The sequence below is a fragment of the Microseira sp. BLCC-F43 genome, assembly GCF_041929235.1.
In the GTDB taxonomy this organism is placed as follows: domain Bacteria; phylum Cyanobacteriota; class Cyanobacteriia; order Cyanobacteriales; family Aerosakkonemataceae; genus Microseira.
In genome coordinates this window covers 28,316-41,607 of sequence record NZ_JBHFNP010000062.1, presented here as the reverse complement: position 1 = coordinate 41,607, position 13,292 = coordinate 28,316, and the positions used below count along the sequence as shown (strand labels likewise).

Genomic DNA, 13,292 nt, shown 5'->3' with positions numbered 1-13,292 from the left:
GAGGTAGATCCGCTTTGGAACCTCTCCCCCTTACCCCCTCTCCTGCTAGGAGAGGGGGAAGAAGAAAAGACTATGGATATTTTGTTGGGTATTTGTATTGGTATTAGTTTGAGTGCCGCGTGTGGCTTTCGCATATTCGTGCCGCCTTTGGTGATGAGTATTGCGGCAATTTCGGGGCATTTAACCCTCGCACCGGGATTTGAATGGATGCGTAGTTATGAGGCGCTGACAGCGTTTGCGATCGCCACCTTAATTGAAGTTTTAGGCTACTACATTCCCTGGGTGGATCGCGTACTAGATTTTCTGGTTACACCAGTTGCCGTTTTATCTGGCACTGTAATGACAGCTTCCCTGTTATCTCATACCGCTCCTTTGGTGCAGTGGAGTGTAGCAGTCATTGCCGGTGGTGGTTCGGCGGGGATGATGAAAAGTCTGACAAATATCACCCGCTTGTTTTCTACTGGCACAACTGGAGGAATTGCCAATCCATTGCTAGCAACGATTGAATCTGTTGGTGCGGTTGTTTTGTCGGTATTGGGGATCTTTGTAGCGATATTTACTGTTGTTTTGCTATTTGTTTTACTGGGGTTTGCCATCGCCAGATTATCGCAAATTCGGGCAACAAAACAGCCGAGAACCTCTGCTTAACGCTATCAGCGATCGTAGCGCGATACGTCCCACCCGTGAATACGCAAAGAAACCGGGTTTCTAGGAGCGTAATGTGTAAGTCCTGAAGTTTAATCGCCATCGCGCAGCGTACCGTCAGGCGTATCGCGCTATCCTAGTTCGCTGAGGGCGATCGCCTGTACTAAACTTAGGTTAATCCTAGCTAAAAACTTATGAACGTAACAGCGATCGCATTGCCGCCTAAATTCAAATTAAACATCGACTTGACTGACGAACAGTTTTTCCAGTTATGTCAGAACAACCGCGATTTAAGATTTGAGCGCACGGCTAAAGCAGAATTAATCGTAATGGCACCTACAGGTAGCGACACCGGAAACTGTAACTTTGATGTCGCCGTCGAGCTGGGAATCTGGAACAAACAAACTAAACTAGGCAAAGGTTTTGACTCTTCCAGCGGCTTTAAACTGCCCAATGGAGCGGAGCGTTCCCCTGATGTATCTTGGATTAAGCAAGAGCGATGGGATGCTTTAACCCCGGAAGAACAAAAGAAATTTGCTCCCATTTGCCCTGATTTTGTAGTCGAGATCCGCTCTGCTAGCGATAGTTTAAAAGACTTACAGGAAAAAATGCAAGAATACATCGACAACGGTGCTAGATTGGGTTGGTTACTTGACCGAAAAAATCAGCGAGTGGAAATTTATCGCCCCCATGGAGATGTCGAAATTTTAGAAAATCCCGAAACGCTTTCAGGTGAAGATGTGTTGCCTGGATTTATCTTAGATTTAAAGCCAATTTTGTAGCCCCTTTCAGGGGAGTTGCTAGTTAATTGTGACATTGGTAATAGGTAATTGGTAATTGGTAATTGGATTCATTGGTAGTAGGGGCCGCTTTAACGAGAAAAGAAACCGGGTTTCGACCTAGACTCTTTCCTGGCTCAACAATTTTGCACACAAACCCGGTTTCTTTGATCGGAAACCGGGTTTCGACCACGATCTCTTTCCTGGCTCAACAATTTTGCACACAAACCCGGTTTCTGTTGGTAAAACCCGCCCCTACTCTTGACTATTACCCATTACCCATTACCTATTACCAGCGCGCAAACCGCTATATATCTAGGTGGTGCGATACTTCAAGTTTGCTGTTTGTGATTTTCCAGGTGATCTGTGAGACAGATATTGAGGGTCAAATATGATACCCTCAGTACAGCTTTGAATTACGCGCTCGCCTTGACACAAAGGACTATTGAGGTTACTGCTACCTCTGCTTGGCGCTGCCTAAGGTGAAGTTACCTTTCGACATCACAAGGTGTGATGAATCAAGCTTTCTGTCTGGCATCATATGCTTAAAGAGAGAAGAAATATATGTATCGATTTCAAGTAAGTGCAAACACGCAACCGGGAGAATGCATCGCCCTCGTCGGTTCGACTCCCCAATTGGGACTGTGGGACGTGAGCAAATGCATACATCTACGCACGAGTGGCGATCGCTACCCTTTATGGTGGGTAGACATCGAAATCGAGGTCGATCCGCCTTCGCCGCCATCCGACCGCCCAAGAATCGAATATAAGTATGTACTACTTGGTATTGATGGCAGCGTGCATTGGGAATCTTTGGGACGAAACCGTTGGGTAACCATCGAATCTGACAATATTATTGTGGAGGATGGTTGGTTCGGTCACGTGCAGCCTTGGCCTTACGGATACCTCAAAGAGGCTATTACCAAAACGCCTGTAAGTAAAGAATCTCAGGGTCTGAAAATCGCAGTCATCGGCAGTTCCGTAGCGTTGGGGTGCAGCGCCTGGTTGTTAAAAGGCTGGGCAAACCGTCTGGAGCAAGCATTGCATGAAAAATACGGGCATCAACTGGTAAATCTGTCGGCATTGGGTGCGAATGTCAGCACGACAATTGACAGGTTTCCCCGAGTTGTGGCGCCAGAACAACCGGATGTTGTGATTATTGCCCTTTCTCTGGGAAACGAGGGGCTAGCTTATTGTCCCCCTCACGAGCGAAAGGCGGTGCAGCGGCGTTTTGAAAGGGGATTGCAGCAACTGATAAAAATGACCAAGGAATTGGGAGCGATGCCGATTTTGGGCGGGGTATATCCCCACGGGGATTACTCCCAAGAACATCACCAGCTGCTGTGGGATACCCACAACCGAATGCTAAGCTGGGGCGTGCCGGTACTGGATTGGCTTGCTGCCTTGGATAATGGGGAGGGACGTTGGAAACCAGGTATATCCTTCGACCAAGGTCACCCCAACACGGCAGGACATCGCCTCATGTATGCCGCAATCGATCTGGGTCTGTTCGAGATCGACAAAAATGAGTTGGCGAAAGAAAAACAACTTTCCCCGCAGAAGCAGGAAGTACCCATCTACCGAGACGACTGGGGTTTCCATGTCTTTGCCTGTCCGGATGAGAAGAGTTTGCGTATCATCAATACATCAAAATCTAAATACACTATCAGCCCTTCCTGGGAGGAATTGCAAACAGCGCTGCAAAGCCAAGCAAAATTGATGCCCGGTGTGTATATTGCCAAGAATGCCGAGATGGGGACGCTCCCCTTCTTTTCCGTCCAAGAAGATGGAACGATCGAAACTACGGTGGATATCCCCCCTGCTACCGACTTGGAATATAGCGCCGCTTTCAATTTTTTGTCGGCGAAAGACTCGGAAAGTTTATACTACGACGGGCATCTAGCGCTGCTGAAAGAAAGCGAACGCACTCTTTGCGTCATCAACGAATCAGACCACGAATATAACATCCATCCCATGTGGAAGGAGGTTCGCAGCGCCCTCAAAGGAATGCCCTCTGGTGTATATGATGACCCGCTTTATCCCGACGAGCCATTTCGCACCATGATGATTGGCAAAAACGGGTTGGAAAGTCGAGTCAAAGTGCCGCCCAAGTCCTCGGTGCTGTTCCAATACAAATGTAAATTATCAGACATTAGCCGAGTGGCGATTATTCCCCTGGGCGATCGCTGTGCCGCTCGTATGCTTCTATATAAAATGCAGTACGATGGGCCAGCTTTTCCGTTTGACTTGACGCGAACCACCAATCTCGGCGATATCGCAGATATCATTGCGACTGGTTTTGATGACATGTGGAATCCCGCTTACTTGCATTACAATTATGACGCCGGAAGGATATATCACAGTAAGTGGACGGGGTTGTCCTTTGCCCATGAAGTAGAGGAAACAGACGACCCCATCAACAATATGTATCCCGTTTATGAACGAATGCGCGCCCGTTATACAGCACGTTCGGAACGGTTCTGGTACACGTTAAAAAATTGCGATAAGGCACTTTTCATTCGCACGGGACTTACTAACCGTGGGTATGTGATCGATTTGATGAGCAAACTTGAATCAAAATGCCAGGGGAAACCATTCCGCGTCCTGCTGATTTCGCCGCAACCTTCCAACGAGTTCTCAAATATTCCCAATGTGCTGCATTATAATTTGGAGTTCAATCCCGACCGGATGTACGAGGATTTGGGATATTGGATGCACTGTACAGATGTGATGCACGGAATTCTGGAATACCTTGGGGTGTCTAGTAAAAACCTGTTTTGGTGTCCGCCCAATCCACCCAAGGATGAAGCTAAAAAGTAAGAGATTGTGGCGATCGCTCCGTGCTATTAGCTGATAATGGTTGTGGAGCGATCGCGCCCCCTACGGAAATCGTCGCGTTCGGAATATAACAGGACGAGGATTCATGAGTCGATACAGCATGATTGTTCAATGGTCTGATGAAGATCGGCTTTTCCTAGTCACGATTCCAGAATTTAGCGATCGCGTTGTTATGCCTTGCACTCATGGCAAAACTCGTGAAGAAGTGATTGAAATGTACTTGGAAGCTTGGGAAGCAGAAGGCGAATCTATCCCTGAACCCTGTACACTTCAAATTGCCCGATCGTAATTCTAAAACCCACACCCTGGCAAACTCTATTACCCTCCTTTTAGCTATACTGAGTATTGTCACCAGACTTATAGAAGTCAAATGTCCTTAGAGTATCCTAGTTCATGGCGCTTTGAACCATCGAAAGATGTAATTGTTCCCGATTCCGCAATCGATGAATTTTTTAATATCATAGTAAAAATTGGGGCAAAGGGCGATCGTCGTTGGTGTTTAGAGCATTTCAAATGTTTTTTTGCTAGCGCGGCAGGAGAAAAAAGCTATGAGAGTTCTTCAGAAAGTTGGGCAGAGACAGACTTGAGGGGATATATGCTAATCTTAGCTACTAATCCACCTCTTTTTCTAGAGGCATTCTATGACGCATGTGAGTATCTTCAAAATAATCATACTCAGTACCATGTTCCTGGAGTGCAAATAATCAATAATATTTGTATTAGTAACAACATCAAATATAAAATTGATCCTCCAAATCTCATAGACTTAAGTGAAGGTAAGGCTTCTGTATCAGGCGTCCCCAGACCAATTAAAAACCTTATATTTGCTGCTGATGGCCCTAAACCCGATTTGGTTTTGTCTGATGCACTAGATAACACAATAGAAATTGTTGAAAATGCTGAATACTGCCTGGTGTATGATTTACCTATTCCACAAACAGGTTTATTGTGGACACATTTAGTGGAATGGTGGGCAAAGAAACATAATTTACCATTCCCTGAAAAGAGTACTGAACATAACTTATTCTTTAGGCTTGAAGAATCACTCTCTCCTAACTCTCCACCAGAAATTTTATTATTTGAAACTTATTTTAAGCATTTCCACAGAAAGTTAGGAGAGTGTTTACCAGCTTTAGTCCCTCAAGTATATCTACACTACGATCCAAAGCCTTTGAAGCAGTTAAAAGAAAGGAAGCCTCTGCCAAGACAAAGAATGAATTTTATAATACTATTCTCAAATAGTGAGCGAGTTGTGATTGAAGTAGATGGAAAGCATCATTATGCAGACGGTGATAAAGCGAGTCCTCAAAAATATTCAGAGATGGTTGCTGAGGATAGAAAGTTAAGGTTACAAGGATACGAAGTCTATCGCTTTGGTGGGTATGAGTTGAGGGAACCCAATGGTCAAGAATTGATTGCAAGTTTTTTTGAACAACTTTTTAAGAAGCATGGAGTGATGTAGTCGAACAAGTCTAGGATCTCAGGAAAGCTTATGGCTCAAAATATTCCTTCCTTGAAACCATAGAAGAGTTCGCTTAGCGTGCCGAGTTCATTACCTAATCGAGCATAAAATCTATGGTTTTGGGTGATAAATTGTCGCCCAAATGCTAAGCGCATCCGCCTCACTTCGCAAACGCGCCTACTAAAATACCAATCAGTTCAGAAAAAAGTGTTTTTGTGTTAAAATGATAACCAATATGTGAAAATTAGCATTATGAGCAAAACTTTAGCAATTCAACTACCGGACGAATTACAGGAACAGTTGTTGCAACGAGCCAACAAACTGAATATGTCCTTAGAAAGTTTAGTATTGCAGTCTCTAACTCAATTAGTCAGTTCGCCTGCTCCAGATGAATTCGATCCAATTTCACCCTTGTTGGGCACATTAACCGCAAAAGTTGATGACATTGGTGAAAACCACGAGCGCTATATCGGTAGTGCTTTACAACAGGAAATCGCAAGTGCCGAATAAAGTATTTATAGATACCTCTGGATGGGCTGAGCTATTTATAGCAACAGAATCCTATCATCAACAAGCAAAAGAATGGTTTACCAAAACACGAAAACAAAATATAGAACTCGTCACAAGTAACTATGTTGTTGCTGAATTAGTGGCGTTGCTCAACAGTCCTTTGCGCGTTCCTCGTTATCAACTATTTCAATATGTAGATGCTGTTAAAACTGCCTCTTATGTGGATATCATTTACATAGATACAGCCATAGAAACTGCCGCTTGGTCTTTACTTAAAAGTAGATCGGATAAAACCTGGTCTTTAGTGGATGCTACTTCTTTTATAATCATGCAGCAACTTGGTTTACAAGAAGCGCTTACGACAGATCATCATTTTGAACAAGCAGGATTTGTTCGTTTATTGAAATAAAATGGCTCTGTTTAGCTCCCTATGAGGCTAAAACCGTCACAATGGTATTCTTTTATTAACCAGATTGGTTAAGTAACGTGAATCTACCACTGATCGATCGCGCCAAACAAAACAAAGACAAAATCGCAATTGTCGCCACTGAAGGAGCCTTTACATATCATAATTTGCTCCAAACTTCTGCTCAAATTGCTACCAAGCTTCTGGATAATGTAGAAGATTTACAAGAGCAGCGAGTTGCCTTTCTCATTCCTTCAGGATTTCAGTACGTAGCCACGCAATGGGGGATTTGGCGTGCGGGTGGGATAGCTGTACCTTTGTGCGTCTCCCATCCAAAACCTGAGTTAGATTATGTTATTGCAGACTCAGGTGCATCAATTGTTATTGCTCATCCGGATTTTGAGGTTGTATTGCGTCCCATCGCTCAAGAACGAAATTTGCGATTTATTCTCACTTCAGAAACGCTGCCTGAAGCAGTTGGTTTGTTACCTGAAATTGATATTACCAGACGAGCATTAATCCTTTATACTAGCGGCACAACTGGTAAATCCAAAGGTGTAGTTACGACGCATCAAAATATTCAGGCGCAAGTGACTAGCTTGATTTCTGCTTGGGGGTGGACAGCGAGCGATCGCATTTTGCACGTCCTACCCCTGCACCACATTCACGGTATTATTAACGTGCTAACTTGCGCGCTGTGGTCGGGTGCCCAGTGCCATATGCTCGCCAAATTTGATGCTCAAAAAGTTTGGGATCGAATTAGCGATGGTGACTTAACTTTATTTATGGCTGTCCCGACGATTTATGTCAAGCTAATTGCTGCTTGGGAAAATGCAGATAGCGATCGCCAAAAAAGCATGTCCGATGGTTGTGCCAAAATGCGCCTAATCGTTTCAGGTTCGGCAGCTTTACCCGTCCAAGTATTGGAAAAATGGAGAAATATTAGCGGACATTTTCTACTGGAACGCTATGGCATGACCGAGATTGGCATGGCTTTATCTAATCCTTTACAAGGTGAAAGATTGGCGGGATATGTGGGCAAACCTTTACCTCAAGTGCAAGTTAGATTGGTCGATGAAAGCGGAGATTTAGTCGTTCCGGGAACACCGGGAGAAATCCAAGTCAAAGGACCAGGAGTTTTTCTAGAATATTGGCAAAAATCGGAAGCAACTGCCAAAGCATTTCGCGATGGTTGGTTTTGCACTGGCGATTTTGCAGTCGTGGAAAATGATAATTACCGCATCCTGGGTCGAATTAGTGCAGATATCATCAAAACTGGCGGTTATAAAGTTTCTGCTTTGGAAATTGAGGAAGTGCTGCGGACTCATTCACAGATTCAAGACTGTGCAGTTGTTGGGGTTGCCGATCCAGAATGGGGTGAGAGGGTTTGTGCAGCTTTGGTATTGAAAACAGCAAGTAATTTAACTTTAGAAACTCTCAGGAGTTGGGCAAAAGAGCGATTGGCTGTATATAAGGTTCCCACCCAAATTCTTGCTGTTGAAGAACTACCTCGCAACGCTATGGGTAAAGTGACTAAACCTAGCGTGGCTCAGCTTTTTTGCTCATCTTCATCTTAATTATTCCCAGGACTTACGCAACGACAGTAAATATGGTAGATGGTGCGTTACGCTATCGCTAACGCACCCTACATATAGATTCCGTCACGCAATTTGTCGGGACACGGGATTATCAATATTTCGCGTTTAATAACTAATTTTGCTGATGCCGTGTCCCTACTTTTTATAACGCCCCGACTGCGACTTTCAATAACCCCTTAAACAAGTGCAACCCATCGGTTCCTCCCAACATGGGATCGGATGCTCGCTCTGGGTGGGGCATCATTCCCAGCACATTTCCTGGTTTATTGCAAATACCTGCAATATTATTTAACGATCCGTTGGGATTTTCGCCTTCATAGCGGAACAGAACTTGACCGTTGTCTTCCAACTCTGCCAAGGTATCGGCATCGGCATAGTAGCGACCTTCGCCGTGGGCGATGGGAAGGGTGATAATTTCACCTTGTTGATACGCTTGCGTCCAAGGTAAGTTTGTGCGCTCGACTTTGAGGGGGACGCGATCGCAGATAAAATGCAAAGCTCGATTTCGCGTCAACGCCCCTGGTAATAGTCCCGCTTCCGTCAAAACTTGGAAACCGTTACAAATACCTAACACCAACTTCCCTTGTTTTGCGTGTTCCACGGTAGCTTTCATCACTGGGGAGAAACGAGCGATCGCGCCGCACCGCAGATAATCCCCGTAACTGAAACCGCCTGGAATTACGACTACATCTAAATCCGAAATATCCGTTTCCTCGTGCCAAACCATCCGCGTTGGCTGGTTTAATAAATCGCGGGTGACATAGGCGACATCGCGATCGCAATTGGAACCCGGAAAAACCACAACCCCAAATTTCATGCTTTCACTCCCGCAGACAGCGGCGTTAACTCAAATCGATAATTTTCAATCACTGGATTTGCCAGCATTTGGTCGCAGATGCTGTCTAACTGTTGCTTTGCGGTTGCTTCGTCAGCGGCGCTCAGCTTTAGTTCGATATACTTGCCAATTCGCACCTGTTCTACGTTGTCATATCCTAAGTGTTGCAAACCAGACTGCACCGCCGTACCAGCCGGGTCTAAAACCGAAGGGCGCAGAGTAACATAAATTCGAGCCTGATATTCGATCACGATTGTTTCCCAGTCGATAGTACTGTATAGCTCACAGCGTTATTATTTTAGTGCCCTAAAACCAATTGTTGCGTGCTTGACTAAGATAGCGTACAAAAGTGGGTCAGCACCCCGCTCTAAAGAGGCGGGGCATCATGCCTCAAATCTTTAGGTAAGGGAAGGTGCTGACAAGTCATAGTCCCGGCAACGGGGAAACGAAGTTATCGGTAAGCGTTAAAGTTCCTACCAAGGAATGCTTCCGCCAGGCAAGCAAGCTCATAGAACCTAATAGTTAAACAGTTTTACTCGGGGTAAGACAGTGCTATTGGGACAGTTACCGACCGATAACCTTGACGAAAGCGTTGCGGAACGCGCTAGCGTTCGGCTAACTTCACCCCAGCAATGGGAGTTTTGGGGACAACCATATCCCCACCAGGAGGGGCAACCATACCCCTCCCACCCGAAAGTATAGGCATTTAAAAATGCCGTGTCACGTTTCCTCCACCACTTAAAAGATGGTGGTTTCCACGTTAGAGTGAAGTTTTAGATGACAGTACAACGCACTCGCAGTCAAAAACGAATTTTAAACCTGCTCCAACTGCTGAATCGAGAGCTTTCGGCGCAGGATATATACATGGAACTACGTAGCCAGAACCAAGGCATGGGGCTAGCTACAGTTTACCGTGCCTTAGAAGCTTTAAAAAAAGAGGGTGCGCTTCAGGCGAGGATGTTGCCTAACGGGGAGTCTCTGTATAGTTCGGTACAACAGGACAAACACCACCTAACTTGCTTGCAATGCGGACTATCGATTCCGATTGAGGAATGCCCCGTTCACCAGCTAGAAACCCAGCTCAACAAGTCGCACCAGTTCAAGATTTATTATCACACCCTGGAGTTTTTTGGATTGTGCGAAGGCTGTCAGCAAGTCCCTGCTACTGCTGGCGATGGTGCAGGCTAGATCGAATCCAAAGAAACCCGGTTTTTCTAAAAAACCGGGTTTCTTTCAAAGGTTTAACGAGAATTATTATTACCAACCTCGCCTACAATCGATCGCATTCCTTCCAAGGTAGCAGGAATACTGCGCGGGTCCATAAACATTACCTTGCTGCTGTCGCTGCTGCCAATTTTCATCCCCATTTCCAGGTAATTTTGGGCTAGTAAAAACTGGAGGGCTTCGCGGGCGTTAGGATCGGTTTGCAGTATCTTAGCGACAATTTGTAGCGCCTCAGCGGTTGCTTGAGCTTTGAGGACTTGCTGTTGACGTTCTGCTTGGGCTTTAAGGATAATCGCCTTTTGTTGGGCTTCTGCCTCCAAAATAGCGGCTTTTTGACGCGCTTCTGCGTCCAGCACTTGCGCTTCGGCTTTGCCTCTGGCACTATTAATCGCAGACTCGCGATCGCCTTCGGAAGTCAGAATTGCCGCCCGCTTGCGACGTTCCGCAGACATTTGCAATTCCATCGATTCTTGCACTGCTTTGGAGGGGATAATATCTCGCAGTTCTACCCGCGTTACTTTGACGCCCCAAGGATCGGTTGCTTCATCTAATTCTCGCAGCAGAATTTCGTTAATTTGACTGCGGGCGGTAAAGGTTTCATCTAATTCTAATTTGCCCATTTCGGCGCGAATTTGAGTCAGCACTAAATTCACCATTGCGGCTTGGAGATTTTCTACTTTGTAGTAGGCTTTCTCTAAGTCTAAAATCCGCCAGTAAACGACTGCATCAGCGGTGATGGAAACGTTATCGCGGGTAATACAAGATTGGGGCGGAATATCTAAGACTCTTTCCCGGATGGTTTGTTGGTAAGCTACTCTTTCTAAGACGGGAATAATGTAATTCAGTCCTGGTTTGAGTTTTTTACCGTTGTATTTACCCAGCATTTCGACTAAGGCTTCGTTTCCCTGATTGATAATTTTGACGCCGGAAACAGCCGTGCTGCCAAGCATCAGCGCTAATATTAAACCAAATAAGTCCATTTTGAACCTCTTTTTGAATTTGCTAATTGCTAATTGCTAATTGCTAATTTTTATGTTCGATTAGCGATTAGCAATTAGCCATTACCTAAGAATGCAATAGGTGTTCTGGCATGACGAGCAGCGTGGTTCCTTGCCGTCCGATGACGTAAACTTTTTGGTTGGGAGCGATCGCGCATTTTTCATCCCCGCATCTCGCCCTCCAGGAGTTACCTTCGTACAGCACTCGCCCCGTTTGACCGGGTAGAATTTCAGTTAATGTCTGTGCTTCGGTGGCATCTTCAATCGCCGTGACCTTCCGCTTTGGCATCAGACGATGGGCGAGGTAGACACTAGCAACGGAAAATACCATCCACAACCCAACTTGTAAAGCCAGGAATGTGGGAAACAGCTTTGCGACCAATGCGACGAGGAAAGCACTTATACCCATCGCGAAGGCGGTAAAAGCCGTTGGTACAAATGCTTCTACCAAACACAGTAGCGTTCCTGCCACTAACCAAGCGATCGCCGGATTTAATACCATAATGAATATCCCCAGCCTTGGATTGATAGGCTTAGTACGTCTAGCCAGATACAATAAACGGACATCCTACCTATTGGATTACTACAACAGCCAATCGATAAATTTCCCCTGACATGACTGTAATTTTTTCATTCACCAAGAAATGTCACAAGGATGCCCACACTGTACCGCGCTTGTCAGTGTATCGAGGAGTTGCGCCCAACTAATAAATTGAGCGATAGGGAATCGGAGTTTCTTGGTATATAATCATTATAGTGAGTTTTTATAGGTTATGGAGCAAGTAATGACGCTAGTTATAAGAATCGATGTATCTCAAGACCAACAGAAATTGTTGGCGGATACATCAGAAGCTTTTGCGTCAGCTTGTAATTGGATTAATCAAACAGTTAACCCAAACATAACCAATAGAAACTCCATCCAAGCAGTTTGTTACCACGAAGCTAAGGAGAAATTCGGGTTAACCGCTAACCACGTTGTTAGGGCTTGCGCCAGGGTTGGTGCAAATAGGCTAGTAGCCAAACAAAAAGGGAAAAAAGTCAAAGGGTTTAGACCCACCAGCTTTGATTGCGATGCTAGGACATTCCGGTTTATCGAAAAAACTTGGAGCGTTAGCGTCAGTACAACAAGCAAGCGGGTAACTGCTCGCTTGGTAGCCAGTAACTATCATCGTGGTAAATTAACCGGGCAAAACCCAACCTCTGCTCAAGTTTGCTTACACAAAGATGGTAATTGGTACGTCCATATTCAACTAAAATATGAACCACCACAACCTAAAAAGGCTGACAAGGTAATTGGTGTAGATTTGCGAAGAAGAGATATTGCCGTTACCAGTAAGGGTAAATCGGGGTCAGGCAAGCATATCCAAGAAGTTAGGGATAGATACAGTCGGGCAAGAACTTATTTGCAAAAGAAAGCTTTCCAAGGCACAAGGTCAACACGGCGCAGATGTCGTCAAATCTGGCAACGGTTATCGGGAAGAGAAAGAAGGTATCAAGCATGGCTCAATCATAATATTAGCAAGGCAATCATTTTAGAGGCTAAAGAATCCCAATCCTTTGTAGCCATTGAAGATTTAACGGGAATTAGGGAACACACTAATTCAAAGCCAAGAAACAAAAGTGATTGGAGTTGGTCTAACTCTTGGGCTTTCTACCAGTTAAGGCTGTTTGTTGAGTACAAAGGTATCAAAGAGGGTGTGAAAGTAATAACAGTTCCCCCTGCTTATACAAGTCAAAGCTGCGATTGTTGCTGGCATATTGGAGTCAGAACTGAAAAAGGGTTTAAATGTAGCAACTATTTTTGTGGATGGATTGGGGATGCAGACGAGAATGGTTCTAAAATGATTGCCTTATTGGGGTTGAGTGTAAACCAACCTGGAGGTTCAAGGCTGTTGTCTTGCGACATTAGCTTTAGGGCTGCTGAAAGCCTACACGCTCACCGCGCAGTGAGTGTGTAGGTAGTTTACGCTTCGATATAAGATTTATCTTATAATTTT

General features: G+C 45.0%; 14 protein-coding genes. 10 read left to right on the top strand and 4 right to left on the bottom strand.

Going from position 1 to position 13,292, the window contains the following annotated elements; translation table 11 throughout:
• Window positions 1-72 precede the first annotated feature (72 nt).
• The 8 genes from ACE1CM_RS10510 to ACE1CM_RS10475 all read left to right on the top strand — a co-directional run bounded on the left by ACE1CM_RS10510 (window position 73) and on the right by ACE1CM_RS10475 (window position 8,217).
• On the top strand, window positions 73-648 hold the full coding sequence (locus tag ACE1CM_RS10510; RefSeq protein WP_374877364.1) for a DUF4126 domain-containing protein: 576 nt from the start codon (window positions 73-75) through the stop codon (window positions 646-648).
• Between the two features lie 191 nt (window positions 649-839).
• Window positions 840-1,427, top strand: coding sequence for a Uma2 family endonuclease (locus ACE1CM_RS10505; RefSeq protein WP_374877363.1), 588 nt, complete (start codon window positions 840-842; stop codon window positions 1,425-1,427).
• Between the two features lie 561 nt (window positions 1,428-1,988).
• Window positions 1,989-4,244 (top strand): DUF1796 family putative cysteine peptidase, encoded by a 2,256-nt coding sequence (locus tag ACE1CM_RS10500; protein WP_374877362.1) that lies wholly within the window; start codon window positions 1,989-1,991, stop codon window positions 4,242-4,244.
• Window positions 4,245-4,347: 103 nt separating this feature from the next.
• A complete protein-coding gene (locus ACE1CM_RS10495; RefSeq protein ID WP_374877361.1) occupies window positions 4,348-4,551 on the top strand; it encodes a type II toxin-antitoxin system HicB family antitoxin in 204 nt (67 codons plus the stop codon).
• An 81-nt stretch (window positions 4,552-4,632) separates the two neighbouring features.
• Entirely contained in the window at window positions 4,633-5,724 is a 1,092-nt protein-coding gene (locus ACE1CM_RS10490; protein WP_374877360.1) for a hypothetical protein, read from the top strand.
• A 252-nt stretch (window positions 5,725-5,976) separates the two neighbouring features.
• Entirely contained in the window at window positions 5,977-6,234 is a 258-nt protein-coding gene (locus ACE1CM_RS10485) for a hypothetical protein (RefSeq protein ID WP_374877359.1), read from the top strand.
• Window positions 6,224-6,643, top strand: a complete 420-nt coding sequence (locus tag ACE1CM_RS10480; protein WP_374877358.1) for a type II toxin-antitoxin system VapC family toxin — start codon at window positions 6,224-6,226, stop codon at window positions 6,641-6,643. The genes ACE1CM_RS10485 and ACE1CM_RS10480 overlap by 11 nt, the downstream gene beginning before the upstream one ends.
• A 77-nt stretch (window positions 6,644-6,720) precedes the next feature.
• Window positions 6,721-8,217, top strand: a complete 1,497-nt coding sequence (locus ACE1CM_RS10475; protein ID WP_374877357.1) for an acyl-CoA synthetase — start codon at window positions 6,721-6,723, stop codon at window positions 8,215-8,217.
• A gap of 163 nt (window positions 8,218-8,380) precedes the next feature.
• Here ACE1CM_RS10475 and purQ read toward each other — a convergent pair whose 3' ends face one another.
• Both purQ and purS read right to left on the bottom strand, forming a co-directional pair.
• A complete protein-coding gene (gene purQ, locus ACE1CM_RS10470; protein ID WP_374877356.1) occupies window positions 8,381-9,055 on the bottom strand; it encodes a phosphoribosylformylglycinamidine synthase subunit PurQ in 675 nt (224 codons plus the stop codon).
• Window positions 9,052-9,327: a phosphoribosylformylglycinamidine synthase subunit PurS gene (gene purS, locus ACE1CM_RS10465; protein WP_374877396.1), complete on the bottom strand. Its 276-nt coding sequence runs from the start codon at window positions 9,325-9,327 to the stop codon at window positions 9,052-9,054. The genes purQ and purS overlap by 4 nt, the downstream gene beginning before the upstream one ends.
• A gap of 523 nt (window positions 9,328-9,850) precedes the next feature.
• Between purS and ACE1CM_RS10460 the strand changes: the two genes are divergently transcribed.
• On the top strand, window positions 9,851-10,261 hold the full coding sequence (locus tag ACE1CM_RS10460) for a transcriptional repressor (protein ID WP_374877355.1): 411 nt from the start codon (window positions 9,851-9,853) through the stop codon (window positions 10,259-10,261).
• Window positions 10,262-10,314: 53 nt separating this feature from the next.
• Here ACE1CM_RS10460 and ACE1CM_RS10455 read toward each other — a convergent pair whose 3' ends face one another.
• Window positions 10,315-11,277: an SPFH domain-containing protein gene (locus ACE1CM_RS10455; protein ID WP_374877354.1), complete on the bottom strand. Its 963-nt coding sequence runs from the start codon at window positions 11,275-11,277 to the stop codon at window positions 10,315-10,317.
• A gap of 85 nt (window positions 11,278-11,362) precedes the next feature.
• Window positions 11,363-11,797: an NfeD family protein gene (locus tag ACE1CM_RS10450; RefSeq protein ID WP_374877353.1), complete on the bottom strand. Its 435-nt coding sequence runs from the start codon at window positions 11,795-11,797 to the stop codon at window positions 11,363-11,365.
• Between the two features lie 283 nt (window positions 11,798-12,080).
• Here ACE1CM_RS10450 and ACE1CM_RS10445 point away from each other — a divergent pair, with 283 nt between their 5' ends.
• On the top strand, window positions 12,081-13,253 hold the full coding sequence (locus ACE1CM_RS10445) for an RNA-guided endonuclease InsQ/TnpB family protein (protein ID WP_374877352.1): 1,173 nt from the start codon (window positions 12,081-12,083) through the stop codon (window positions 13,251-13,253).
• The last annotated feature ends 39 nt before the right edge of the window (window positions 13,254-13,292 follow it).